The sequence below is a fragment of the Sinorhizobium saheli genome, assembly GCF_001651875.1.
In the GTDB taxonomy this organism is placed as follows: Bacteria; Pseudomonadota; Alphaproteobacteria; order Rhizobiales; family Rhizobiaceae; genus Sinorhizobium; species Sinorhizobium saheli.
This window is the reverse complement of sequence record NZ_LNQB01000075.1, coordinates 20,651-43,582: the sequence shown is the minus strand read 5'-3', so window position 1 is coordinate 43,582 and position 22,932 is coordinate 20,651. Positions and strand designations below refer to the sequence as shown.

Here is a 22,932-nt window from a genome sequence, read left to right as displayed (position 1 = left end):
GAAAGGCTTGAAAACATGATTTCCAGAATTGAAGATGCGATAGCGGCAATGGCTCGCGGGGAGATGGTCGTCGTCGTTGACGACGAGGATCGCGAGAACGAGGGCGATGTCATCATCGCGTCGCAAGCGGTGACGCCTGAGGCGATAGCCTTCATGATGCGGCATGCGCGCGGCCTGATCTGCGTCGCGATCGAAGGCGAACGTCTCGACGCACTCGACATTCCATTGATGGTGCCCGACAACACCGAGTCCCACAAAACCGCTTTCACCGTTTCCGTCGACTATCGTCAAGGCACCACCACCGGCATCTCCGCCGCGGATCGCGCGGCGACCGTGCTGGCGCTCATCGACGATCGATCGCAGCCTGCCGATTTCGCGCGGCCGGGCCATATCTTCCCGCTGCGTGCGCATCCGGACGGCGTGCTCGGGCGTCCCGGACACACGGAAGCGGCGGTGACACTCGCCCGAATGGCAGGCCTCACGCCCTCCGGTGTCATTTGCGAGGTGGCGAATGATGACGGCACCATGGCCCGGCTTCCCGAACTCAAGCTCTTCGCCGAACGCCACGCCCTGCGGCTGATCACGATCGAGGACCTGATTGCCTACACAAGAAGACAGGAGTCGCTCCGCGAGCTGGCGTCTTCCGATCTGAGGACGGTGGCATAGGTCCCTGGTGGAGGCCGGCGCCGAGCGTCGCTTGAGGACACTTGACGCCGATGTCTACGGCGCCGGTCTTTTCATGAGCACGTCGCCGTCGCGTACGATCTCAAAGTCGCGGGAAGACTGGCCGAGCGCTTGAGGCACGGAGATCGTCAGCCGCTCCCCCGGTCCGAGCGTGGACATGAAGCGGATCGGCTCCCACTCGACTGCTCGCTTCCAAATTTCGGTGGGGCGGAACCGACGTAAAGCCGAAGCGCCCGACGGTTTCCGGTTGAAATCAAGGACATGTCGGTTAAGCTTGTCTGCGGCACCGAAATACGCAGATCCGACTGGGGTCGGAGATGGGGTATTCCATTGAGCAAGTGGGAAGTGTGGCGTGCCGCCGCGCGACGAGGTTGCAACGGTGGCGATCGGCGACAACGACACGCCGGCAGCTTCCTTGGACAGACGTTGACGCTCGATGAATCCGAGCCGGGACCGGAAGGCGTCGTGGTGCCGGCCCTCAACGACATGGTCTCAGCGCCCTGCATCCGCGCCGATCTTTCCGCGACGCAGCGCCTGTCGACTGCCGGTCCCGCCCGCGACAGGAGCGAGGGCGCGAAGATGCGCTTGGTGGCATCGCCCGAGACGTGGTCGTGCGGCCGCAATGACGGGAAGAGGGCACAATGCAGCATGTGAAGGCAAAGGAAGGGGTGAGCCTGCCTGCCGCGCTGGAGGTGTCGGCGGTCAGTCATTTCTACGGTGAGAAGCAGGCGCTCTCCGAAAGTTCCTTTTCGATCGCGCCGGGGCGCTTTGCCGTCCTGCTCGGCCTCAATGGCGCCGGCAAGACGACGCTGTTCTCGCTGATCAGCCGTCTCTTCGACACGCGCCACGGGACGATCCGCATCTTCGGCCACGACATCCGACGGGAACCGGGGGAGGCGCTGCGCCGGCTCGGCATCGTGTTTCAGGCGCGCACGCTCGATCTCGACCTCAGCGTCTGCCAGAATCTCTCCTATCACGCCTCGCTGCACGGCATCGGCCGGGCGGAGGCCATGTCGCGGATCAGGACGCTGCTTGCCCAGATCGACATGGGTGACCGGCTGTACGACAAGGTGCGCAGCCTGTCGGGGGGCCAGATGCGTCGCATCGAAATCGCCCGGGCGCTGTTGCACCGGCCGCCGCTCCTGCTGCTCGACGAGGCGACCGTGGGACTGGACATACGCTCGCGTGCCGAGATCCTCGCGGCCATCCGCGAGCTCGTGCACACCGAGGGCATCAGCGTCTTCTGGGCGACCCACCTCATCGATGAGGTCGAAGAGAGCGATCATGTCGTCATCCTCGACAAGGGCAGGGTGCTCGCCGACGGCAGGGTCGATGACGTCGTCCGGGCCTGCGGCGCCAACGGCATTCGAGAGGCATTCGCGACGCTGAGCGGGGTAGCGTCGGTCGCCGGTGGAGCGGCGCGATGACGTTGCAATCCGCCACAAGCCGCATTCCGGAGCCGGCCCCGCGGCAAGGCTTCGGCGCCCGCCAGTACCTCGTGTGCCTCAAGGGCATTCTCGTCCGGGAGGGACTTCGCTTTCTCAACCAGCGGGAGCGTTTCGTCTCATCGCTGGTTCGTCCGCTTCTCTGGCTTTTCGTGTTTGCCGCGGGCTTTCGCCAGGTGCTCGGCGTCTCCATCATCCCGCCCTACAAGACCTACGTGCTCTACGAAGTCTTTATCACGCCCGGCCTCTGCGGCATGATCCTGTTGTTCAGCGGCATGCAGTCCTCGCTCTCGATGGTCTATGATCGGGAGATGGGCAACATGCGGACCCTGCTGGTCAGCCCGTTTCCGCGCTGGTTCCTGCTGATCTCCAAGCTGCTCGCCGGTGTCATGGTATCGATCATGCAGGTCTATGCTTTCCTGGCGATCGCCTGGTTCTGGGATGTCAGGCCGCCCTGGACCGGCTACCTGATGATCCTGCCCGCGCTGTTCCTGTCGGGGATGATGCTCTGCTCGCTCGGCATGCTGCTGTCGTCGATGATCAAGCAGCTGGAGAATTTTGCGGGAGTCATGAACTTCGTGATCTTCCCGATGTATTTCGCCTCCCCGGCGCTCTATCCGCTCTGGCGCATTCAGGAGTCGAGCCCGCTTCTCCACAAGATCTGCCTCGCAAACCCGTTCACCTATGCGGTCGAACTGATCCGCTTCGCCCTTTACGGAGAGGTCGACCGGGGACCGCTCCTGATCGTCGTCGGCTTCACCGTGCTGTTTCTGGGCGGCGCGATCCTCGCCTATGATCCATCGATCGGCTTGCTCGGCCGCAAGCAGGACAACGGAGGAAACGCCTGATGCGGTGGCTTTCCTTGAAGTGCATCATTCCCGCCGCGGCAATCGTCGCCGCCGTCCTCGCTTCGTCCGCGGTGGCCGCGCAGGGGGACGATCCCGACTGGCCCTGTATCCAGCGCAAGGTGCCGGAGCTTTCGCTCGCCCAGATCTGGAGCGGCGCCGCACTGCCGCAATCGGCCGCCGACTGGTCCAGGGATGCGGACACATCCGCTTTGGTGGCGGAACTGGCGGCGCGCCGCGTGCCGCTGCCGGAGGCTGAGCAAAAGATAAGAGCCTATGCGGAGGGCCTGCCGAAGGACGATCGGCAACGGCGCTTGACGATGCTGCTGCAGGGGCTGTTCGACCATATGAACCGGGAGCGCGCGGATGTCATCGCCGGCATTGGGCGCTACGCCCGCACGCAGAGGGATATGGCGGAAGTGCTCAGGCGGGAGGCGTCGGCGGTCGAGGCGTTGCGGGCCAAGGCCGATGCCGATCCGAACGAGGTTGCGCTGCGCAATGATCGGCTCGTGCTCCGGACGCGCATCTTCCAGGAACGCGCGCAATCGCTGACCTTCGTCTGCGAAGTGCCGACGCTGATCGAGCAGCGCTTGTACGCACTGGCAAGGACGATCGCCGAAACCTTGAACGCGAAATGAAGACGGCGCTTCCGCGCCCCTCGAGCGTTGCGGATTAATTGACGCTTTCTGGTCGCGCGCGTATCCTCGTCGCAGGCTTTCGACTACAGCGCCGGGCGGTAGCGCAGCTTGTGAAAGCCGGCTGTCGGGTTCGCATGCGAAGCATGCCAATGAGGATACTTTCTGTGCGCCCGCGCAGGGAAAGGTGCTCCAGGTGGACCTCGTCGATCTCGTTCTGACCGTCTGCGCCTTGGGCAATCCGACCGATTGCCGCACGGAGCATCTCTATTTCGAGAGCCGCGGCTCGCTCGTCCAATGCATGGTCCTAGCCCCCGCCGAGATCGCCAAATGGTCCGAGCAGCACCGGGAACTGAAGGTTACGCGATGGACATGTGCTTTCCCCGACGAGGGCCGGGAGATTTGACGTTGCCGCCGATGCCTGTCGCCCACGGCGCCGCGCGTCCTATCAGGGCAGAACAAGGACCCATGGCCTCTGGGGAGGTGGCATCATGAACATATCGCGGCGTCTTTTTTGCGCGGTGGCCCTGCTGGCGGCGGCAAATCCCCTGGGCCCGCGGACCGTCGCAGCCCCGTCGGCGCCGAAGATCCGGGTGGGTGTCCTGAAATTCGGCACGGTCAACTGGGAACTCGACACCATCAAGCACAATCGGTTCGACGCGGCCAACGGCATCGACGTGGACGTCGTCTATTTTGCCGGTGAAGACGCCACCAACGTCGCGATCCTGGCAGGCGATCTCGACATCATCGTTTCCGACTGGTTGTGGGTATCGCGCCAGCGTTCGGACGGCGAGGACCTCACCTTCGCGCCATACTCGACCGCAGTCGGCGCGATCATGGTCAAGCAGGATGCAGCCATTCGCGGCATTCCGGACCTCGTCGGCAAGAAGATCGGCGTCGCCGGCGGAGCGCTCGACAAGAGCTGGCTCCTGATCCAGGGAATGGCGCAGCGTGACCACAAGATCGACCTGACCAGGGAGGCCGACGTCGTTTTCGGCGCGCCGCCCCTGCTGTCGGAAAAGGCCCTCTCCGGTGAGCTCGATGCCGTCCTGAACTTCTGGCACTTCTGCGCGCGGCTCGAGGCAAACGGCTTCCGCCGCCTGATCGGGGCCGACGACGCAGCCAGGGCGCTCGGCGCGTCGGGGCCGGTCTCGGCGCTCGGTTATGTCTTCCATGAGAAATGGGCGAACGAGAACCCGGAGGCGGCGATGAGCTTCGTCAAGGCAAGCGCGCAAGCCAAGGAACGTCTGGCCCAGTCCGATGCCGAATGGCAGCGCCTGGCACCCATAGTGAGGGCCGAGGGCAGGGAGCTCGAGGTGCTGCGCGACCGCTATCGCGAAGGCATTCCGAAACGGCCTCTCGCCGAGGAGGAGAGCGACGCCGGCAAGCTCTACGCAGTCCTTGCCGACCTTGGCGGCGAGCGGCTCGTCGGCGAGGCGCGGCAGATGGCTCCCGGCACGTTCTGGGCTGCATTGAAGACATGAGGGCGGGATTCGTATCTGCCGGCGCGCGCGCTCGCGCGCTTGCGCGCGGGGGCGGCATCGTCTGGCCTGCGGCAACGGTCCTCGCGTCGCTGCTGGGCCTATGCCTCGTCTGGAGTCTCGCGGCGGGGCTCTGGCCGAGCCGCGCGTTTCCGCCACCGCTCGAGGTCTGGCGGGTGCTTCTCAAGGAGGCGGGGAGCGGCGATCTCGGCTTTCATCTGGCGATGACGCTCTCGCGGGTTGCGGCCGCCTATGTCGTCGCCATGAGCATCGGGTCGGTCATCGGCGTCCTGCTCGGAACGCACCGGCGGGCGGATAGCTTCTTCAATCCGTGGCTTGTCCTCTTTCTCAACCTGCCGGCGCTGGTCGTCATCGTCCTCGCCTATATCTGGTTCGGCCTGACCGAGGCCGCGGCGGTCGGCGCCGTCGCGATCAACAAGATACCCAATGTCGTCGTCACCATGCGCGAGGGTGCGCGTGCGCTCGACCCCCGTTTCGCGGAAATGGCCACCGTCTACCGGCTGGGGCCGATCGACTATCTGCGCCACATCCTGATGCCGCAGCTGCAGCCCTATTTCGCGGCCGCGTCGCGCTCCGGTATCGCGCTGATCTGGAAGATCGTGCTCGTCGTCGAACTGCTCGGCCGCTCGAGCGGTGTCGGCTTCCAGATCTATCTCTACTTCCAGATATTCGATGTTGCTGCCATCCTTGCCTATACGCTGGCCTTCGTGGCCATCATGCTGTTGATCGAACTCCTCCTGGTGCAGCCACTTGAACGATACACAACCCGCTGGCGCCGCGGCTCCGCTTAAAGTCGACATCACCGAGAAGACGTTCCGGTCGGCCACGGGCGTCAAGATCGTTGCGCTGCGCGGACTTTCCTTCGAGGTAGGGCAGGGCGAATTCGCCTGTCTGCTGGGGCCTTCCGGCTGCGGCAAGACCACGACCCTGCGCATCCTGCTCGGTCTCGACCGGCAATTTTCGGGCAGCTATCAGTTGCCGGAAGGCGGCTCCAACCGCGTCGCTGCGGTCTTCCAGGAGCCGGTCCTTCTGCCCTGGCGGACGGTCGAGCAGAACGTCCGCCTTGCCCTGCCGCGCAACTTCAGGGACAAGGACCTCGACGGGCTCTTCGAAATTCTCGGTCTCTCCGCCATGCGGTCGCTCTATCCTTCGGAACTTTCGCTTGGCCTTGCGCGCCGCGCCGCTCTCGCGCGGGCCTTCGCCACCGAACCGGCGATATTGCTTCTGGACGAGCCTTTCGCATCGCTCGACGAACGGACCGCCGAAAGCCTGCGCCGTCTCCTGATCAGGGTATGGGCGGCGCGGCCCACCACCGTGCTGATGGTGACCCACAATCTGCGCGAGGCGCTGCTGCTTGCCGACCGCATCATCGTGCTGGCGCCGCGTCCGGCGCAGGTTCTAGGCGTCTTCGATGTGGGCCTTTCACGCGATCTGCGTGACAAGACGGCGCTCGACAGGCTCGTCCTCGACTTCCACGAGAGATTTCCCGAATCGGCGTGACCGCCGGTCGCGGGGCGGTGGGGATACTGGCCAGATGCTTGCGGGCACGCGATCAGAAGCAGCGGACGTCCGCCTCGGCCTGCGCCCGCCTCAACTCGGCGTTGGCGGATTTCGCTGGCGCGCTCTCACGGAACAGCCCGCCCCTTTCGCCGGTCAGAAGTCCCAGGCTCCTGAAGGTCTCGGCCGTCTCGTAGCGCTCGTAGGGGATGATCGAAGCGATGACATCGATGGAGCAGGAACATTTCTCGAGCACGGCCCGCGTCTCGCCATTGGCTTTCATGCAGCCGTACACATAATCGGCGACCGCAACCGTCGGGTAGCCGACAGGCGCCGCTGCGGCGGCAGAGGTGAGCGTAGCGAGGAACGCGAGCGCGGCGGTGGTTGCGGTGGTCACTTCGTATCTCCGGCAAGCATGGTCTCCATCCGCGTTTTATCGAAAGCGCGAAGTTCGCCGTTACGCTTCAAGTTAAGCTTGTCTATACTCTGTATCACGACAGCAGTGTTTGGTCTTGCTGAAATTAAACTGCAAGGTTCCGCAATATACATATTGCGAAGCAGCATTTCTTGTGTTGCGTTGCACAAGTATCGTGAGATTTAATCTTGCGTTATCTTCCCTAATCGCTTATTCTCCAACGGTTTCCGGCTTCAAGGCTTGTCTTCTGGGAGCGGCAAAGTGTCGCAGGTGGGACGGGCAAGAACGGTGCCCTCTGCCCCTTCAACAATCCGTGACGCGCTGCCGGAAGCGCATGTCCCTCGACAAGCATGACATCGCTTGAGCTGGCCTTTGTGGTACCCCGAGGATTTCGCATGGACGAACCGCGGGTGCATATCAACATCGGGAGGATTTCGCATGCGCATGCTCGGAAAATTCGCATATGTGCCGGTGGCAGCCGCTGGAATTCTGACAGCGGCCCTCGCCGGAAATGCGTTGGCCAATGACGAGCTGATGAAGCTTGCCGCCGACGCTAAGAACTGGGCGATGCCGACAGGGGATTACGCAAACACCCGCTATTCGAAACTGGACCAGATCAACAAGGACAACGTCAAGAATCTGCAGGTCAAGTGGACGTTCTCCACTGGCGTGCTGCGCGGCCATGAGGGCGGCCCGCTGGTGATCGGCGACGTGATGTACGTTCACACGCCGTTCCCGAACATCGTCTATGCGCTTGATCTCAAGAATGATGGAAAGATCCTCTGGAAATACGAACCCAAGCAGGATCCGAACGTCATTCCGATCATGTGCTGCGACACGGTCAACCGCGGCGTGGCCTATGGCGACGGCAAGATCATCCTGTCGCAGGCTGACACGATGGTCACGGCGCTCGATGCCAAGACCGGCAAGGTCGCCTGGCAGGTCCAGAATGGCGAGAAAATCGACGGAAGCCTGGCCGAGTCCAGCACGTCGGCGCCGATGGTAGTCAAGGACAAGGTCATTGTCGGCATTTCCGGCGCCGAGTTCGGTGTCCGCGGTCACATCACGGCCTACAATCTGAGCGACGGCAAGCGCGCCTGGCGGGCCTATTCGACGGGTCCGGATGCCGAAACGCTGATCGACCCGGAGAAGACCACCCATCTCGGCAAGCCGGTCGGCAAGGACTCCGGGATGAACACCTGGGAAGGCGAGCAGTGGAAGACCGGCGGCGGAACCACATGGGGATGGTACGCCTATGATCCAAAGCTCAACCTCATCTACTACGGTACGGGGAACCCCTCGACCTGGAACCCCAACCAGAGGCCGGGCGACAACCGTTGGTCGATGACGATCTTCGCGCGCGATGCCGACACGGGGATGGCCAAGTGGACCTATCAAATGACGCCCCATGACGAGTGGGACTATGACGGGGTCAACGAAATGATCCTCGTCGACGCCATGGAGATCAACGGTCAACCGAGGGACGTACTCGTGCATTTCGACCGCAACGGCTTCGGCTACACCCTTGATCGGGCGACAGGCGAGCTTCTGGTTGCCAAGAAGTACGATCCGACGGTGAACTGGGCGACCGAGGTCGTGATGGATCCGAACAGCGACCAGTATGGCCGTCCGCAGGTCGTAGCCAAGTACTCGACCGAACAGAATGGCGAGGATGTCAACACCACGGGCGTCTGCCCGGCGGCGCTCGGAACGAAGGACCAGCAACCGGCAACCTACTCGCCGAAGACGAAGCTGTTCTACGTGCCGACCAACCATGTCTGCATGGACTACGAGCCCTACAAGGTGAGCTACACGGCAGGCCAGGCCTATGTGGGCGCGACCGTGAATATGTATCCGACGCCGGACAGCCATGGCGGCATGGGCAATTTCATTGCCTGGGACGCGGCCAAGGGTGAGATCGTCTGGTCGAAGCCGGAGAAGTTCTCGGTGTGGTCAGGTGCGCTCGCAACCGCAGGCGACGTCATCTTCTATGGCACGCTCGAAGGCTACATAAAGGCGGTGGATACGGCAGGAAATGAACTCTACAAGTTCAAGACACCTTCCGGCATCATCGGCAACATCAACACCTTCGAACACGACGGCAAGCAGTACGTTGCGGTTCTTTCGGGTGTTGGCGGCTGGGCAGGCATCGGGCTTGCCGGCGGACTCCTCGGCGCCGAGGGCGCTGCAGCCTGGCAGCAGGCCGTGGCCGGCGAGAAGGCTCCGACCGACGAAAGCCAGGCCATCGCCACGGCGGGCCTGGGTGCGGTCGGCGGTTACGCCGCATTGGCCGAGTACACGACGCTCGGCGGCCAGCTGACGGTATTCGGTCTCCCGGATTGATCGCCGGAACAGGCCCCAGTTGCCGAAGCGAGAGCCCGAGCAGCAGCAATGCGACCGGGCTCTCGGTTTCACCGGACAAGAGTCTCAAGCCTGTCAGCCAAATGACCACGGCGGCTGAAAAGAGGTCATGCATGTCACCACGCCTCATCATTTCGGCGCTCGTCGTTCTCCTGCCGTTTGCAAACGGCACTGCCCGCGCCGAAGACAGCAAGGAAAAAGCGGCGAGCGTCAGGGAGGAAGACGGCAAGCACTTCGATGCGGACGGCAATCCCACCTTCAAGATCGAAAACGGCGTCGTCGACTGGTACACCTTCAGCGGGTATCGGCGTTATCACGCGGATTGTCATGTCTGCCACGGGCCCGATGGAGAAGGGTCATCCTACGCGCCGGCCCTCGCCAAGAGCATGAAGAACATCGATTACGGGACATTCCTTTCGATCGTCGCCGAAGGACGCAAGAATGTTGGCGGCGGCAAGGAAAGCGTCATGCCGGCATTCGGCGACAATAAGAACGTCTACTGCTACATGGACGATCTCTACATCTACCTGCGTGCCCGGGCCGTCGGCGCCGCGCCCCGCGGCCGCCCACCCAAGAAGGCCGATAAACCCGAAGCGGCCAAGGCCCAAGAAGCGTCGTGCATGGGGGGATAGCATGGCATGCGGCGTCCATCGGCTTTGCAGGGCAGCGCTCGCCTCCATGGTCATGGTCGCGCTGATGCCGTCGCCCGTCCGCTCCCAGAGCGCCGGGTTCGGGGCTGCCGGCGAACTGGTCGACCCGGAGACGCTGCGGGTCTGCGCCGACCCCTCCAACATGCCGTTCTCCGACAAGAGCGGCGAGGGGTTTGAGGACAAGCTCGCCAAGATGGTTGCCGCCAAGACGGGACGGAAGTCCGTCGCCTATACGTGGTATCCCTCGGTCACCGGCTTTGTGCGCAATACGCTGGGCGCCAATCGCTGCGACATCATCATGGGCTATGCCCAGGGGGACGAGCTCGTCCAGAATACCAACGCTTACTATCGCTCCTCCTATGTGCTCGTCTACGAGAAGGACGGCGAGCTTGCCGGCGTGGAAACGCTGACCGATCCGAAGCTTGCCGACAAGCGGATCGGCGTGGTCCAGGCAACGCCGCCCTCCGCCAACATGGCGGCGGCAAAACTGATGCGCAAAGCGAAGATCTATCCCCTCGTCGTCGACACGCGGGTGTCTCCGTCGATGGCTGAGGTGATGATTCGTGACCTGGAGGCAGGCGTGATCGACGCCGCCGCCGTATGGGGGCCGATGGCAGGCTATTATGCCCGCAAGTCAAAGCTCGATCTGGCGATCGTGCCGCTGACGCGGGAGAAGAGCGGTTCGCGCATGGCCTATCGGATCACGATGGGGGTGCGGCCGTTCGATCAGCACTGGAAACGCACACTCAACACCTTCATCAGGGATAATCAGGCCGACATCAACAAGCTGCTGCTCTCGTATGGTGTCCCTCTGCTCGACGAACACGACGGGAGGATCACCGAGTGACGTGCGAGTATCCGGGGGCGACTCAACCTGCGGCGGCGGACCTTAAGAGCCGGTCCGTGGCGGAGGTGAAGTTCAAGGGAGGATGAGACATGGACGTACGCGCCGCCGTTGCCACTGAGGCCGGCAAACCTCTGGAAATCATGACGGTACAGCTCGAGGGGCCGAAGGCCGGCGAGGTGCTCGTCGAGATCAAGGCGACCGGCATCTGCCATACCGACGATTTCACCCTGTCGGGCGCCGACCCGGAAGGGCTGTTTCCGGCAATCCTCGGCCATGAGGGCGCCGGCATCGTCGTCGACGTCGGCCCCGGCGTCACCTCGGTCAGGAAGGGCGACCACGTCATTCCGCTCTATACGCCGGAATGCCGCGCCTGCCCGTCCTGCCTTTCCCGCAAGACCAATCTCTGCACCGCCATCCGCGCCACCCAGGGCCAGGGACTGATGCCGGACGGCACCTCGCGCTTCTCGGTCAATGGCGGGAAGCTGCATCACTACATGGGCTGCTCGACCTTCTCCAACTTCACCGTGCTGCCGGAGATCGCCGTCGCCAAGGTCAACCCGGACGCTCCCTTCGACAAGGTCTGCTACGTCGGCTGCGGCGTCACCACCGGCATCGGTGCCGTCATCAACACCGCTAAGGTCGAGATCGGCTCGACGGCGATCGTCTTCGGTCTCGGCGGCATCGGTTTGAACGTCATCCAGGGGCTCAGGCTTGCCGGCGCCGACATGATCATCGGCGTCGATCTCAACGACGCCAAGAAGCCCTGGGGCGAGAAATTCGGCATGACCCACTTCGTCAACCCGAAGGAGGTCGGCGACGACATCGTCCCTTACCTCGTCAACATGACGAAGCGCGGCGCCGACCAGATCGGCGGCGCCGACTACACCTTCGACTGCACCGGCAACACCAAGGTGATGCGCCAGGCGCTCGAGGCCTCGCATCGCGGCTGGGGCAAGTCGGTGATCATCGGGGTCGCCGGCGCCGGCCAGGAGATAGCGACGCGGCCGTTCCAGCTCGTCACCGGCCGCACCTGGATGGGCACCGCCTTCGGCGGCGCGCGCGGCCGCACCGACGTGCCGAAGATCGTCGACTGGTACATGGAGGGCAAGATCGAGATCGATCCGATGATCACCCACACCTTGGCCCTCGAGGATATCAACAAGGGCTTCGAGCTGATGCATTCCGGCGAAAGCATCAGGAGCGTCGTGATCTACTGAGCGCCGGACGCGAACCGAGCCGAAGCGCCTCGGCATCCATGACGGGGCGAGCTTCGGCCGCAACAGGGAGGATACGCAATGAACAGTTCAATTCGCATTCACCCGGCAGTGGACGGCGGCATAAGACAGGCCAGCCCCAATTTCGCCGGCGGTACGCTCGTTTGTGCCTGCACGGACAGGCCCGTCAAGGTGAGGATCGAGGGACAGATCGCCCACAACCATGCCTGCGGCTGCACCAAATGCTGGAAACCGAACGGCGCCTATTTCTCCATTGTAGCGGTCGTTCCGCATGACAAGGTGACCGTGCTCGAAAACGGCGACAAGCTGCAGGTGGTCGATCCTGCCGCGCTGATCCAGCGCCACGCCTGCAGGGAATGCGGCGTCCACATGTATGGGCCGGTGGAGCGGGAACATGCCTTCCAGGGGCTGGACTTCATCCACCCCGAGCGCTTCCAGGAGTCGGGCTGGGCCCCGCCCGGCTTTGCCGCCTTCGTCTCCTCGATCATCGAATCGGGCGTCGATCCCAGTCAGATGGACGGCATCCGCGCCCGCCTGCGGGAGCTCGGCCTCGAGCCCTATGACTGCCTGTCGCCGGCGCTGATGGACTATGTCGCCACCTGGGTTGCGAAGAAGTCGGGCGCGCTTCCCAGTTGATCCACGAAGCCTTGGCGTCTCGTTGACGACGCGTTTGTGCCCCGGCCGGAAAGTCGGGGCACTCGCTTCTCCATCTCCCATGACGACTGGATTGAACGCTTCCGGGCAAGAGCGGCCTCACGCAACGGCGCGGCCGGCAGCCGGCACCCGGAAGGGCAAAAGCTGTGTCCTCCTCGGCACGATCGAGCTCGACGGGCGGCATTGCACGGTCTCGTCGGCGATCCGTTGATCGACGGCTGACTTCGCCCAGGGTCGCGCGGCAGTCGTGGCCGCACGCGCCCGGCGCCGTTCCCTATCGTCGTCGATCGTGCCCTCGGGAAACACTGCCCAATTTCGCCCTCCGTCCCCGCTGCATGCCCCCAGCGGGATCGACCTCGGCTGCCCGTTCGCAGGAACAAAAGCCTTGCGAGCCGCGTTCGTCTCCCGCGTGCCGACGTCGTCGGCTCCGATGCTTTCGGATGCTCTGAGCACCGGAAAGAAGTTCGGATTGGGAAATTCAGACCTATGAGCGAACCGAAATCTCATTCGACCTGGCGGGCCTATAGCTACGCGTGGATCACGCTCGCCTTCTTCCTCCTGTCGATCGCCGGTCACTGGATCTTCGCCTGGTTCGCCTATGCGCACGAGCAGGCTGCGCTCGGCCAACCGGCGGATGCCGGCGGTTACGTCGTAGAGGTGGCACGCGATACGCTGGAAAATTGGCAGTCGGAATTCCTGCAATTGCTCTGGCAGGTCGGCGGCCTTGCATTCCTGCTGTTCGTCGGGTCGCCGCAATCGAAGGAAGGCTCGGATCGGGTGGAGGCGAAGGTCGATGCGCTCTTGAAGATCGTCGACCGAGAAAAGGGCGAGGCCACGATCCGGGAACTGGACGACCGGTATGGCGGCCGCAATACCGACCAGCCTGAACAGCACATGCCTTGAGAGAGCCGCGAAAACGCGCGTCAACGAAAACGGGCCCGCTCGTTCGAACGGGCCCGCTTTCTCATGCAGCAGCTTTCCGGTGCCGGGACCGGTCAGGTCCGGGGCTTCAGGTTCTCCGGATCGTAGAGCGGCTTGTAGCCGACGGCTGCGACCTCGACCGGGTAGGTCTCGGCAAAATACTCGACCTGCAGCTTGCGGCCGACCTGGCAATGGGACCAGGGCAGGTAAGCGAGCGCGATGTTCTTGCCGATGGTCGGGCCGTAGGCGATGGAGGTGGTGTAGGAGCGGCGGCCGAGTTCGTCGACCAGCACCTCGCCGGTCGCGGGGTCCATGACCGGCAGGTTGCCGACCGGATAGCGCTTCACGCCCTTCCTGTCGGTGTTCTCCATCATGACGAGCGTGCAGAGCATGGCGGGCTGGTGCTCGCGCGCCTTGTATTCGAGATGCTTCGCCTTGCCGCGGAAGTCCGCTTCCTTGACCTTCGGACGGGCAAGGTCGGCTTCGATGAGGTTGTAATGGGTGAGAAGATCCGCGTTCTGCAGGCGCAGGCTCTTCTCCATGCGGCGCGAGTTCGCGTAGGTCTCGACGCCGAAGGCCATGACGCCCGTGGCGCGCAGCGCATCCCAGACGGCCAGGCCGTCCTCGTACTTCATGTGCAGTTCCCAACCCTGCTCGCCGACATAGGAGATGCGGAAGGCGGAGACGGACTTGCCGGCGATCTCGATCGGCTTGATCGCGGCGAAGGGGAAGTTCTCGGGATCGAGGCCGGCCGGATCGGCAACCACCTTCTTCAGCGTCTGGCGGGCATTCGGGCCCCAGATGCCGATGGTGATGAACTTCTCGGAAACGTCCGTGATGGTGACGTCGAGGCCGCGGTCTTCCGCGACGCGGCGCATGTAGTGGAAGTCGCGCGGGCCGGCATCGGCGCCGTTGACGAGACGGCAGCGGTCGGCCATGCGGAAGACGGTGAAGTCGGCCCTGACCATGCCCTCGTCATCGAGGAAGTGGGTATAGATGCCTTTGCCGATATTGCCGTCTCCGCCGATCTTGGCGGCGCAAAGCCACTCGAGAAGCTCGACATGGTCCGGGCCTTCGATGTCGACCATGTGGAAGTGCGAGAGGTTGACGATGCCGCAATCCTCGCTCATCGCCAGATGCTCGGCGTTGGAAACGCGCCAGAAATGGCGGTTATCCCACTCGTTCTCGCGCACCGGCACGCGGTCGCCGTATTTTTCCAAGAGGTGCTCGTTGGCGGCATAGCCGTGCGCGCGCTCCCAGCCGCCGAGTTCCATGAAGTAGCCGCCGAGTTCCTTCTCGCGCTCGTAGAAGGGCGAGCGCTTGATGTTGCGGCCGCCCGCATAGGGCTCGCGCGGATGCACGGCCGGGAAGTAGATCTTCTGCGCCGCCTCGAAGCAGCGGGCCTCGATGAACTTCTCTTCGAGCTGGTGGGGGTAGAAGCGGGCGTAGTCGATCGAGGCATGGTCGGTATGGGTGCGCCCATCCGTCATCCAGTCGGCGATCAGCTTGCCGTAGCCGGGGCCGTCCTTCACCCAGATGGCGACGCAGTACCAGAGGCCGCGCACCTTCTGGCTTTCGCCGCAGGAGGGGCCGCCGGCGGCCGATACCTGCAGCAGGCCGTTGAAGGAGTGGCCCTCGTTATAGCCGAGCTCGCCGAGGATCGGCGTCAGTTCCATGGCGCGTTCGAGCGGCTCGATGATCTGCTCCATCTCGAGGTCGCGCTGCGAGGGCGACAGCCGCGCCTCGTGCTTCTCGAGAATGTCGCGGGGATGGCAGAGGCGCGGATTGGTGGTCTCGTAATAGCCCCACTCGATCTGGCCGCCCTCGGTGGTCTTCGGGTCCCCGGTGTCGCGCATATAGGCCGAGTTGCCCTGGTCGCGCAGCAGCGGGAAACCGATCTCCTTGCCGGTGCCTTCGAACTCGTTGTAGGGGCCGAAGAAGGTGAGCGGATGGTCGACCGGCATGACCGGCAGGTCTTCGCCGACCATTTCGGCGATCAGGCGGCCCCAGATGCCGGCGCAGACGACGACATGGTCGGCCATGATCGTGCCGCGATGCGTGACGACGCCCTTGATGCGGCCGTTCTCGACGAGGAGCGAGGTTGCCGGCGTATTGCCGAAGGCCTTGAGCTTGCCGGACTTTTCCGCCGCATCGACCAGCTTGCCGGCAACGGTCTGCGAGCGCGGGATGACGAGGCCGGCATCCGGATCGAACATGCCGCCCATGACCTGATCTTCCTCGATCAGCGGGAACATCTTCTTGATCTCGGCCGGCGAGACATAGTGCGCGCGGGTGCCGAAGGCTTTGGCGGAGGAAAGCTTGCGCTTGATCTCTTCCATCCAGGTATCGTCGCCGGTGCGTGCGACTTCCAGGCCGCCGATGCGGGCGTAGTGGCCCATCTTCTCGAAGAAATCGATCGAATATTGCGTCGTCCAGACGGACAGATAGTCGTGGCTCGTCGTGTAGCAGAAATCCGAGGCATGTGCCGTCGAGCCGATATCCGTCGGAATACCGGACTTGTCGATGCCGACGATATCGTCCCAGCCACGCTCGATCAGGTGATGTGCGATCGATGCACCGACGATGCCACCGAGACCAACGATTACGACTCTCGCCTTTTGCGGAAACTCTGCCATTGATGCGACCCTAGTTGAGTTTTGAAGCGGGATATTAGAATTTGCAGCGACGCCAGTTGAGCCTGTCTACGACATAATCATCATGCTGCACGACTACAGCGCCGCGCATCGCATCAGGCCGAGAAAGGTCGCCCGCAGCACTGGATATCGCTGCCGCCTATTGCCGTTCTGATTTGAGGAGACGTGCAGTAGCGGCTTGAAGTGTCCGGAGCAAGATGGGGAGGCCCGGAGACCGACCTCCGCTGAAATGTTCCATGATGTCCGGCGCCTGCTGCATCTCTCCTTGAATCGACCCTCGATTCAAGAACAAAGACATGCGGCAATTCAAACCGCTGCAGCGACCTTTGCGCGTCTGAAGACGCGCGGCGGTGTAGGCGCGCTCAGCCCCCGGAGCCGAAGAAGACGAGGCGCGTGAAGAGGACGTAGTTCGACTCCCACACCATCAGCGCCACGAAGACCAGGACGAGAAGCGGCGGCAGGATGATCGCATAGATCAGCGCCAGGCGCTCCCAGGCCATGTGCATGAACACGGCGACGATCAGGCCGGCCTTCAATAGCATGAAGATCACGATCAGCGACCAGCGCAGCATTCCCTGCAGGCCGAAATAGTCGACCAGGTAGGAGAAGGCGCTGAGGACGAAGAGGAGACCCCAGACCAGGAGATAGAGCTTGATCGGGTGCTGTTGCTGTTCCGCATGCGCCCCGTGTACCGCTTGTGCCGCATGAGCCTCCGCATGAGCCATGATGCGCCTCCTCACCACAGATAGAAAAATGCGAAGATGAAGACCCAGACCAGATCGACGAAGTGCCAATAGAGCCCGGTGATCTCGACGATCTCGTAGCGGCCCTTGCGGCTGGTGAAGAAGCCCTTCCGCTCCGTGTCGAAATCACCGCGCCACACCTTGCGCGCGACGATCAGCAGGAAGATCACGCCGATCGTGACATGGGTGCCGTGAAAGCCGGTGATCATGAAGAAGGAGGAGCCGAACTGCGCCGCTCCCCAGGGATTGCCCCATGGCCGCACGCCCTCGATGATGAGTTTCGACCACTCGAAGGCCTGCATGCCGACGAAGGTGGCGCCGAAGAGGGCGGTGACGAGCATCAGAATCGCGGTCTTCTTCCGGTCGCGGCGATAGCCGCAATTCACAGCCATCGCCATGGTGCCGCTCGATGAGATCAGGACGAAGGTCATGATCGCGATCAGGATCAGCGGCATGTGCGTTCCGCCGATCTCGAGCGCGAAGACCTCGCTCGGGTTCGGCCACGGTACCGTCGTCGACATGCGCGCCGACATGTAGGCGAGCAGGAAGCAGCCGAAGATGAAGGTGTCGCTCAGGAGAAAGATCCACATCATGGCCTTTCCCCAGGAGACGTTCTTGAAGGTGCGCTGGTCCGAGGCCCAGTCGGCTGCGAGCCCGGCCAGACCGGCGGGGCGGGGAAGCGTTTCTGCTGCGGGGTTCTTGATCGGGGCAGACATTTGCGAGCGTTCCTATGTCAGCAGTTGGCGGCAGAAATCGACGACATTGCCGGCCCAGCCGGAAAAGAGGCCGAAGAGCACCAGCCAGACGAGCAGCATGAAATGCCAGTAGATGGCGCAGAGCTCGATCGAGAGGCGCATCCTGCGGTCGAGCGGTACGCTCCAGGCCCGGGCCGTCAGCCGTCCGAGCGCGAAAAGTCCGCCGACGATATGCAGGCCGTGCATGCCGGTGAGCATATAGAAGAAGCTGTTGGCGGGGTTGCCGGCGAGGAAATAACCGGCGGCCGTAAGGGCGCGCCAGGCTAAAACCTGTCCGGTGAGAAAGGCAAGCCCGGTGGCGAGTGCCGCAAGCAGGATCGTCCGGGTCGCCTCGTCGTGCCGCCGCTGCGATTCCAGCTTCGCCGCGTGCAGGGCAACGCTGCCGAGGGCAAGGATGCCCGTATTGATCCAGAGGAGTCCGGGCAGCGGCAATTGCCCCCAGTCCGACGAGGCCATGCGCATGAAGTAGGCGCTGATGGCAAGCGAAAAGAGCGAGCCGACGACGGCGAGGAAGACCGCAAGTCCGATCTTCGCCGGGGGCATCGGCTCGCGACGCCGGTCGTAGGCATGCCCGACCTCGAGCCACGGCTTCGACAGCAATTGCTGGTGCGCCAGCCACCAGACGATGACGGCGGCGACCGCCGCCAGAAAGACGGTCGCGATGGTCATGAGGCACCCTCATGGCTGAGCCGTCCGGGCGTCGGATGGTTCTGCGGGATGAAATCCTCGGGCGCGCCGGGCACGCTGTAGTCATAGGCCCAGCGATAGACCACCGGCAGTTCCTTGCCCCAGTTGCCGTGCGGCGGCGGCGTCTCGGGCGTCTGCCATTCGAGCGTCGTCGCCCGCCAGGGGTTGCCGCCCGCCTCTCGGCCGTGACGCAGGCTCCAGGCGAGGTTGAAAAGGAAGACGATCTGCGCCGCCCCGACGATCAGCGCTGCGACCGTGATGAAGGCGTTGAGGTCGTGGACGGATTCCGGCACGAACGTGGTCTCGCCGAGCTCGTAATAGCGGCGCGGCACGCCGACGAGGCCGACATAGTGCATCGGGAAGAAGATCGCATAGGCGCCGATGAAGGTGACCCAGAAATGGATATGGCCGAGCACCTCGTTGAGCATGCGGCCGGTGATCTTCGGGTACCAATGATAGATCGCGCCGAAGATGACCATGATCGGCGCCACGCCCATGACCATGTGGAAATGCGCGACGACGAACATCGTGTCGGAGAGCGGCACGTCGACGACGACGTTGCCGAGGAAAAGGCCGGTCAACCCGCCATTGACGAAGGTGACGATGAAAGCGAGGGCGAAGAGCATCGGCAAGGTCAGGTGGATGTTGCCGCGCCAGAGCGTCAGCACCCAGTTATAGACCTTGATCGCCGTCGGCACCGCGATGATCAGCGTGGTCGTGGCGAAGAAGAACCCGAAATAGGGGTTCATCCCGCTCACATACATATGATGCGCCCAGACGATGAAGGAGAGGCCGCCGATGATGACGATCGCCCAGACCATCATCCGGTAGCCGAAGATGTTCTTGCGCGCATGCGTGCTGATGAGATCGGAAACGATGCCGAAGGCGGGCAGCGCGACGATATAGACCTCCGGATGGCCGAAGAACCAGAACAGGTGCTGGAACAGGATCGGGCTGCCGCCGCCATATTGCAGCTGCTCGCCCATCTCGATGATCGCCGGCATGAAGAAGCTGGTGCCGAGCAGCCGGTCGAACAGCATCATGACGCAGGCGACGAAGAGGGCGGGGAAGGCGAGGAGCGCCATCACGGTCGCGGTGAAGATGCCCCAGACGGTGAGCGGCATGCGCATCAGCGTCATGCCGCGGGCGCGGCCCTGGAGAACGGTGACGACATAGTTGAGGCCGCCCATGGTGAAGCCGATGATGAAGATGATCAGCGAGGACAGCATCAGGATGATGCCCCAGTCCTTGCCGCCCGGCGTGCCGGACAGCACCGCCTGAGGCGGATAGAGCGTCCAGCCGGCGCCGGTCGGTCCGCCGGGGGCGAAGAAGCTCGCGACGAGCACCAGCACGGCGAGCAGGTAGATCCAGTAGCTCAGCATGTTGGCATAGGGGAACACCATGTCGCGCGCCCCGACCATCAGCGGGATCAGGTAGTTGCCGAAGCCGCCGAGGAAGAGCGCGGTCAGGAGGTAGATCACCATGATCATGCCGTGCATGGTGATGAACTGATAATAGGCATCGGCATCGATCAGCTCGAAAGTGCCGGGGAAGCCGAGCTGCAGGCGGATCAGCCAGGAGAGCGCCAGCGCCACCATGCCGATGGCGGTCGCCGTCGTCCCGTACTGGATGGCGATGACCTTTGCGTCCTGGCTGAATACGTAGCGTGTCCACCAGCTGTGCGGATGATAAAGCTCAACATCCTCGACTTCGGGAGGCGGGAGCGCCTCGCCAATACCGGACCGGACGTCGACCATTCCTGTATCCTCCCTCTTGCGCGGCGCCTCCTATTGCGCCGTTGCCGCGGCAACAGCGGTTGCCTTGCTTGCCCCCGAAGAAGCCGAAGCCGAAAGTTGCGAAAAGGTCTGCTGCTCGGAAAGCCAGGTGCGATAGTCCTCCTCGGTGTCGACCACGACGGTGCCGCGCATCTGCGGATGACCGGTGCCGCAGAGCTCGGCGCAGAGGATCTCGAACGTGCCGGTCCGCGTCGGGGTGAGCCAGAAATAGGTGACCATCCCGGGGACCATGTCCATCTTGGCGCGGAATTCCGGCACATAGAAATCGTGCAGCACGTCGACGGACCGGAGCAGGATCTTCACCGGCTTGCCGACCGGCAGATGCAGTTCGCCGCCCTCGATGATGAGGTCGTCCAGGCCCGCGGCGTCGTTGCGATTGAGCCCGAGCGTGTTTTCCGGCGTGACGTCGCGCGCTTCGGTCGTGCCGAGCTTTCCGTCTGCGCCGGAAAGCCGGAAGCTCCACAGCCATTGCTGGCCGACCACTTCCACTTCGGTGGCGCCTTCGGGGACGGTGATGAACTGGTGCCAGACGAAGAGGCCGGGGGTCAGCATTGCCGCGACGCCGAGCGTCGTGCCGGTGGCGAGCCAACTTTCCAGTCGCCGGTTTTCGGGCTCGTAGTCCGCAGTGGCGCCGGGCCGATGACGAAAGCGCAGCACGCAATAGGCCATGAAGAGCACGACGGCGACAAAGGCGAAGCCGGTTATCCAGAAGGTGATGATGATGGTATTGTCGATGTAATTCCAATTGGAGGCGATCGGCGTCCACCACCAAGGACTGAGCACATGGAACAAGACCGACCCGAGGGCCAATAGAACCAGAATTACTACCACGGCCATTTCCTGTCCCTCCTCGCCATGATCGGCCGTGAGACGAATGCTAAATCCGCAGCGTTCCGATCACAATTATTGCACGAACGGATAATACTGGCAATCGCCCGGAATGTGCGGTTCTATGCTCCTCCGAGGTGCATTCCTATTTGGAATGTTGCTTGAGGTAGGCGATGAGGTTGTTGATGTCTTCGTCCTTCTTCAGGCCCGCGAAGACCATCTTGGTTCCCTTCACCTTGGCCTTCGGATTTTCGAGATACTCGTGCAATGTCGCCTCATCCCAGACGAGGCCGCCCTTGCCCGCCTCGATCATGGCTTGCGAATATTTGTAGTCCGGGTGGGTACCGGCCGTTCTGCCGATCACGCCCATGAGCGAGGGGCCGACCCTGTTCTGATCCTTGTCCACGACGTGGCAGGCGGCGCATTTCTTGAAGACGGTGGCGCCGGCCTCGGCGTCGCCCTCCTGGGCCTGGCCGGCGACCGGACAGAGAAGGAGTGCCGAAAAAGACAGGGCAACAGCTGCAATTCGCATGATACTTCCCCAATTTCGCCCGGCGCTGGCAAAGAAGAGTATCGTCAGGATTTGGCGGTGCTTGGTCTCTCTAGGAATGCGCGCCGGAGCGGTTGATACTTGCGACAGAAAGAAGCTAGTCCTCACGGGAAAGAAGTCAATTGCTTCTTCGGGATAGCCGGCCAGGAGTAGGCCGTCAGACGCGGCTCCCCTCGCTGTCGAAGAAGTGCAGGCTGTGCGCCGGGAAGTGGACGGGGATGGTGCCCGAGGCCGTCAGGAAGGAGCGATCGTTTGTGAAGGCCTTGAAGCCGGATCGCCCGAGCGAGAGATGCAAGATGATGCCGAAGCCGGTCGGCTCGACGAGGTCGACGGTGGCGAGCAGCGTCTCCGGTCCGTGGCCGGCAAGCACGATGTGCTCCGGGCGGATGCCGAGCGTTGCCTTGGCGTCGTTCGCAAGCGGGGGAGACGCGTCGAGGGGAATTGCGATGTCGCCGGCGATGTGAAACATGGGCCTTTCGCCAGCGCGACAGGTGCCCTCGAAGAAGTTCATGCCGGGCGAGCCGATGAAGCCGGCGACGAAGAGATTGGCGGGGCGGTCGTAGAGGTCGAGCGGGCTTCCCACCTGCTGGACCACGCCGCCATTCATAGCGACGATGCGGTCGGCGAGCGTCATCGCCTCGATCTGGTCATGCGTGACGTAGATCGACGTCGCTCGGAGATCCCTGTGCAGCTTCTTGATTTCGGCGCGCATCTGTTCGCGCAGCCTCGCGTCGAGGTTCGAGAGCGGCTCGTCGAAGAGGAAGGCCTTCGGCTGCCGGACGATGGCGCGGCCCATGGCGACGCGCTGGCGCTGGCCGCCGGAGAGCGCGCGCGGGCGGCGCTCCATGAGCGGTTCGAGACCGAGCTTGGCGGCGGCGCCGGCCACGATGGTCGTGATCCTGTCCTTGGCCGTCTTGCGGAGCCTGAGGCTGTAGCTCATGTTCCTGGCGACCGACATATGCGGATAAAGCGCATAGGACTGGAACACCATCGCGATGTCGCGGTCCTTCGGCGCGAGCTCGTTGACGCGCTTGCCGGCGATGCGGATCTCGCCGGCGGTGACGCTTTCGAGCCCGGCGATCATCCGCAGGAGGGTGGACTTGCCGCAGCCGGAAGGGCCGACGAGCACGACGAATTCGCCGTCGCGGATCTTCAGGTCGACGTCGTGCAGCACCGGGTGGATGCCGTAGGATTTCTGGATATTGGCGATGTCGATGGAAGCCATTGG

General features: G+C 63.3%; 25 protein-coding genes. 15 read left to right on the top strand and 10 right to left on the bottom strand.

What is annotated here, in order from left to right; translation table 11 throughout:
• Positions 1–15: 15 nt before the first annotated feature.
• Positions 16–666 carry a 3,4-dihydroxy-2-butanone-4-phosphate synthase gene (gene ribB / locus ATB98_RS17110; RefSeq protein WP_066875700.1) on the top strand — a complete coding sequence of 217 codons (651 nt, stop codon included), beginning with the start codon at positions 16–18 and terminating at the stop codon, positions 664–666.
• Positions 667–720: 54 nt separating this feature from the next.
• Here ribB and ATB98_RS30360 read toward each other — a convergent pair whose 3' ends face one another.
• Positions 721–843, bottom strand: a complete 123-nt coding sequence (locus tag ATB98_RS30360) for a hypothetical protein (RefSeq protein WP_268801791.1) — start codon at positions 841–843, stop codon at positions 721–723.
• 267 nt (positions 844–1,110) lie between these two features.
• Between ATB98_RS30360 and ATB98_RS17105 the strand changes: the two genes are divergently transcribed.
• The 8 genes from ATB98_RS17105 to ATB98_RS17070 all read left to right on the top strand — a co-directional run bounded on the left by ATB98_RS17105 (position 1,111) and on the right by ATB98_RS17070 (position 6,611).
• Positions 1,111–1,338, top strand: coding sequence for a hypothetical protein (locus tag ATB98_RS17105; protein WP_066875699.1), 228 nt, complete (start codon positions 1,111–1,113; stop codon positions 1,336–1,338).
• Positions 1,326–2,111 (top strand): ABC transporter ATP-binding protein, encoded by a 786-nt coding sequence (locus ATB98_RS17100; protein ID WP_153435515.1) that lies wholly within the window; start codon positions 1,326–1,328, stop codon positions 2,109–2,111. The genes ATB98_RS17105 and ATB98_RS17100 overlap by 13 nt, the downstream gene beginning before the upstream one ends.
• A 2-nt stretch (positions 2,112–2,113) precedes the next feature.
• The gene (locus ATB98_RS17095; protein ID WP_066875711.1) at positions 2,114–2,977 is read left to right on the top strand and encodes an ABC transporter permease; all 864 of its coding nucleotides are present in this window, start codon (positions 2,114–2,116) and stop codon (positions 2,975–2,977) included.
• Positions 2,977–3,612, top strand: coding sequence for a hypothetical protein (locus ATB98_RS17090; RefSeq protein WP_084435512.1), 636 nt, complete (start codon positions 2,977–2,979; stop codon positions 3,610–3,612). Before ATB98_RS17095 ends, ATB98_RS17090 begins: the two co-directional genes overlap by 1 nt.
• Positions 3,613–3,796: 184 nt before the next feature.
• Positions 3,797–4,015 carry a hypothetical protein gene (locus ATB98_RS17085; RefSeq protein WP_234781926.1) on the top strand — a complete coding sequence of 73 codons (219 nt, stop codon included), beginning with the start codon at positions 3,797–3,799 and terminating at the stop codon, positions 4,013–4,015.
• An 85-nt stretch (positions 4,016–4,100) separates the two neighbouring features.
• On the top strand, positions 4,101–5,093 hold the full coding sequence (locus ATB98_RS17080; RefSeq protein WP_066875696.1) for an ABC transporter substrate-binding protein: 993 nt from the start codon (positions 4,101–4,103) through the stop codon (positions 5,091–5,093).
• On the top strand, positions 5,090–5,902 hold the full coding sequence (locus ATB98_RS17075; RefSeq protein WP_234781925.1) for an ABC transporter permease: 813 nt from the start codon (positions 5,090–5,092) through the stop codon (positions 5,900–5,902). The genes ATB98_RS17080 and ATB98_RS17075 overlap by 4 nt, the downstream gene beginning before the upstream one ends.
• On the top strand, positions 5,862–6,611 hold the full coding sequence (locus ATB98_RS17070) for an ABC transporter ATP-binding protein (protein WP_066875695.1): 750 nt from the start codon (positions 5,862–5,864) through the stop codon (positions 6,609–6,611). Before ATB98_RS17075 ends, ATB98_RS17070 begins: the two co-directional genes overlap by 41 nt.
• A gap of 52 nt (positions 6,612–6,663) precedes the next feature.
• Here ATB98_RS17070 and ATB98_RS17065 read toward each other — a convergent pair whose 3' ends face one another.
• Positions 6,664–7,005: a hypothetical protein gene (locus ATB98_RS17065; protein WP_066875694.1), complete on the bottom strand. Its 342-nt coding sequence runs from the start codon at positions 7,003–7,005 to the stop codon at positions 6,664–6,666.
• A gap of 462 nt (positions 7,006–7,467) precedes the next feature.
• Between ATB98_RS17065 and ATB98_RS17060 the strand changes: the two genes are divergently transcribed.
• The 6 genes from ATB98_RS17060 to ATB98_RS17030 all read left to right on the top strand — a co-directional run bounded on the left by ATB98_RS17060 (position 7,468) and on the right by ATB98_RS17030 (position 13,673).
• Positions 7,468–9,366 (top strand): methanol/ethanol family PQQ-dependent dehydrogenase, encoded by a 1,899-nt coding sequence (locus ATB98_RS17060; protein WP_234781927.1) that lies wholly within the window; start codon positions 7,468–7,470, stop codon positions 9,364–9,366.
• Between the two features lie 131 nt (positions 9,367–9,497).
• Positions 9,498–10,016 (top strand): c-type cytochrome, methanol metabolism-related, encoded by a 519-nt coding sequence (locus ATB98_RS17055; RefSeq protein WP_066875693.1) that lies wholly within the window; start codon positions 9,498–9,500, stop codon positions 10,014–10,016.
• A gap of 1 nt (position 10,017) precedes the next feature.
• On the top strand, positions 10,018–10,881 hold the full coding sequence (locus ATB98_RS17050; protein WP_066875692.1) for a substrate-binding domain-containing protein: 864 nt from the start codon (positions 10,018–10,020) through the stop codon (positions 10,879–10,881).
• Between the two features lie 89 nt (positions 10,882–10,970).
• On the top strand, positions 10,971–12,098 hold the full coding sequence (locus ATB98_RS17045; protein ID WP_066875691.1) for an S-(hydroxymethyl)glutathione dehydrogenase/class III alcohol dehydrogenase: 1,128 nt from the start codon (positions 10,971–10,973) through the stop codon (positions 12,096–12,098).
• 78 nt (positions 12,099–12,176) lie between these two features.
• On the top strand, positions 12,177–12,752 hold the full coding sequence (gfa, locus tag ATB98_RS17040; RefSeq protein WP_066875690.1) for an S-(hydroxymethyl)glutathione synthase: 576 nt from the start codon (positions 12,177–12,179) through the stop codon (positions 12,750–12,752).
• Between the two features lie 504 nt (positions 12,753–13,256).
• Positions 13,257–13,673: a DUF6766 family protein gene (locus tag ATB98_RS17030; protein ID WP_066875688.1), complete on the top strand. Its 417-nt coding sequence runs from the start codon at positions 13,257–13,259 to the stop codon at positions 13,671–13,673.
• A gap of 92 nt (positions 13,674–13,765) precedes the next feature.
• On the opposite strand, the gene ATB98_RS17025 is transcribed toward ATB98_RS17030, so the two are convergent.
• The 8 genes from ATB98_RS17025 to ATB98_RS16990 all read right to left on the bottom strand — a co-directional run bounded on the left by ATB98_RS17025 (position 13,766) and on the right by ATB98_RS16990 (position 22,929).
• The gene (locus ATB98_RS17025) at positions 13,766–16,327 is read right to left on the bottom strand and encodes a GcvT family protein (protein ID WP_066875687.1); all 2,562 of its coding nucleotides are present in this window, start codon (positions 16,325–16,327) and stop codon (positions 13,766–13,768) included.
• Positions 16,328–16,707: 380 nt separating this feature from the next.
• Positions 16,708–17,070 (bottom strand): cytochrome C oxidase subunit IV family protein, encoded by a 363-nt coding sequence (locus ATB98_RS17020; RefSeq protein WP_066875686.1) that lies wholly within the window; start codon positions 17,068–17,070, stop codon positions 16,708–16,710.
• Positions 17,071–17,081: 11 nt separating this feature from the next.
• The gene (locus tag ATB98_RS17015; protein WP_066875685.1) at positions 17,082–17,804 is read right to left on the bottom strand and encodes a heme-copper oxidase subunit III family protein; all 723 of its coding nucleotides are present in this window, start codon (positions 17,802–17,804) and stop codon (positions 17,082–17,084) included.
• Positions 17,805–17,816: 12 nt separating this feature from the next.
• The gene (locus tag ATB98_RS17010; RefSeq protein WP_066875684.1) at positions 17,817–18,512 is read right to left on the bottom strand and encodes a cytochrome c oxidase subunit 3; all 696 of its coding nucleotides are present in this window, start codon (positions 18,510–18,512) and stop codon (positions 17,817–17,819) included.
• Positions 18,509–20,287: a cytochrome c oxidase subunit I gene (ctaD, locus tag ATB98_RS17005; RefSeq protein ID WP_066875683.1), complete on the bottom strand. Its 1,779-nt coding sequence runs from the start codon at positions 20,285–20,287 to the stop codon at positions 18,509–18,511. The genes ATB98_RS17010 and ctaD overlap by 4 nt, the downstream gene beginning before the upstream one ends.
• Positions 20,288–20,317: 30 nt before the next feature.
• Positions 20,318–21,163 carry a cytochrome c oxidase subunit II gene (locus tag ATB98_RS17000; protein WP_066875682.1) on the bottom strand — a complete coding sequence of 282 codons (846 nt, stop codon included), beginning with the start codon at positions 21,161–21,163 and terminating at the stop codon, positions 20,318–20,320.
• 136 nt (positions 21,164–21,299) lie between these two features.
• Positions 21,300–21,686 (bottom strand): c-type cytochrome, encoded by a 387-nt coding sequence (locus ATB98_RS16995; RefSeq protein WP_066875681.1) that lies wholly within the window; start codon positions 21,684–21,686, stop codon positions 21,300–21,302.
• A 175-nt stretch (positions 21,687–21,861) separates the two neighbouring features.
• Complete coding sequence (locus tag ATB98_RS16990) at positions 21,862–22,929, bottom strand: ABC transporter ATP-binding protein (protein WP_066875680.1); 1,068 nt, start codon at positions 22,927–22,929, stop codon at positions 21,862–21,864.
• Between the last annotated feature and the right edge of the window lie 3 nt (positions 22,930–22,932).

Excerpts from the sequence above, each read along its gene's own strand:
- ribB (WP_066875700.1), top strand. The coding sequence starts at position 16 with ATGATTTCCAGAATTGAAGATGCGATAGCGGCAATGGCTCGCGGGGAG.
- ATB98_RS30360 (WP_268801791.1), bottom strand. The coding sequence starts at position 843 with ATGTCCACGCTCGGACCGGGGGAGCGGCTGACGATCTCCGTGCCTCAA.
- ATB98_RS17100 (WP_153435515.1), top strand. The coding sequence starts at position 1,326 with ATGCAGCATGTGAAGGCAAAGGAAGGGGTGAGCCTGCCTGCCGCGCTG.
- ATB98_RS17090 (WP_084435512.1), top strand. The coding sequence starts at position 2,977 with ATGCGGTGGCTTTCCTTGAAGTGCATCATTCCCGCCGCGGCAATCGTC.
- ATB98_RS17080 (WP_066875696.1), top strand. The coding sequence starts at position 4,101 with ATGAACATATCGCGGCGTCTTTTTTGCGCGGTGGCCCTGCTGGCGGCG.
- ATB98_RS17075 (WP_234781925.1), top strand. The coding sequence starts at position 5,090 with ATGAGGGCGGGATTCGTATCTGCCGGCGCGCGCGCTCGCGCGCTTGCG.
- ATB98_RS17060 (WP_234781927.1), top strand. The coding sequence starts at position 7,468 with ATGCTCGGAAAATTCGCATATGTGCCGGTGGCAGCCGCTGGAATTCTG.
- ATB98_RS17055 (WP_066875693.1), top strand. The coding sequence starts at position 9,498 with ATGTCACCACGCCTCATCATTTCGGCGCTCGTCGTTCTCCTGCCGTTT.
- ATB98_RS17050 (WP_066875692.1), top strand. The coding sequence starts at position 10,018 with ATGGCATGCGGCGTCCATCGGCTTTGCAGGGCAGCGCTCGCCTCCATG.
- ATB98_RS17045 (WP_066875691.1), top strand. The coding sequence starts at position 10,971 with ATGGACGTACGCGCCGCCGTTGCCACTGAGGCCGGCAAACCTCTGGAA.
- gfa (WP_066875690.1), top strand. The coding sequence starts at position 12,177 with ATGAACAGTTCAATTCGCATTCACCCGGCAGTGGACGGCGGCATAAGA.
- ATB98_RS17030 (WP_066875688.1), top strand. The coding sequence starts at position 13,257 with ATGAGCGAACCGAAATCTCATTCGACCTGGCGGGCCTATAGCTACGCG.
- ATB98_RS17025 (WP_066875687.1), bottom strand. The coding sequence starts at position 16,327 with ATGGCAGAGTTTCCGCAAAAGGCGAGAGTCGTAATCGTTGGTCTCGGT.
- ATB98_RS17020 (WP_066875686.1), bottom strand. The coding sequence starts at position 17,070 with ATGGCTCATGCGGAGGCTCATGCGGCACAAGCGGTACACGGGGCGCAT.
- ATB98_RS17015 (WP_066875685.1), bottom strand. The coding sequence starts at position 17,804 with ATGTCTGCCCCGATCAAGAACCCCGCAGCAGAAACGCTTCCCCGCCCC.
- ATB98_RS17010 (WP_066875684.1), bottom strand. The coding sequence starts at position 18,512 with ATGACCATCGCGACCGTCTTTCTGGCGGCGGTCGCCGCCGTCATCGTC.
- ctaD (WP_066875683.1), bottom strand. The coding sequence starts at position 20,287 with ATGGTCGACGTCCGGTCCGGTATTGGCGAGGCGCTCCCGCCTCCCGAA.
- ATB98_RS17000 (WP_066875682.1), bottom strand. The coding sequence starts at position 21,163 with ATGGCCGTGGTAGTAATTCTGGTTCTATTGGCCCTCGGGTCGGTCTTG.
- ATB98_RS16995 (WP_066875681.1), bottom strand. The coding sequence starts at position 21,686 with ATGCGAATTGCAGCTGTTGCCCTGTCTTTTTCGGCACTCCTTCTCTGT.
- ATB98_RS16990 (WP_066875680.1), bottom strand. The coding sequence starts at position 22,929 with ATGGCTTCCATCGACATCGCCAATATCCAGAAATCCTACGGCATCCAC.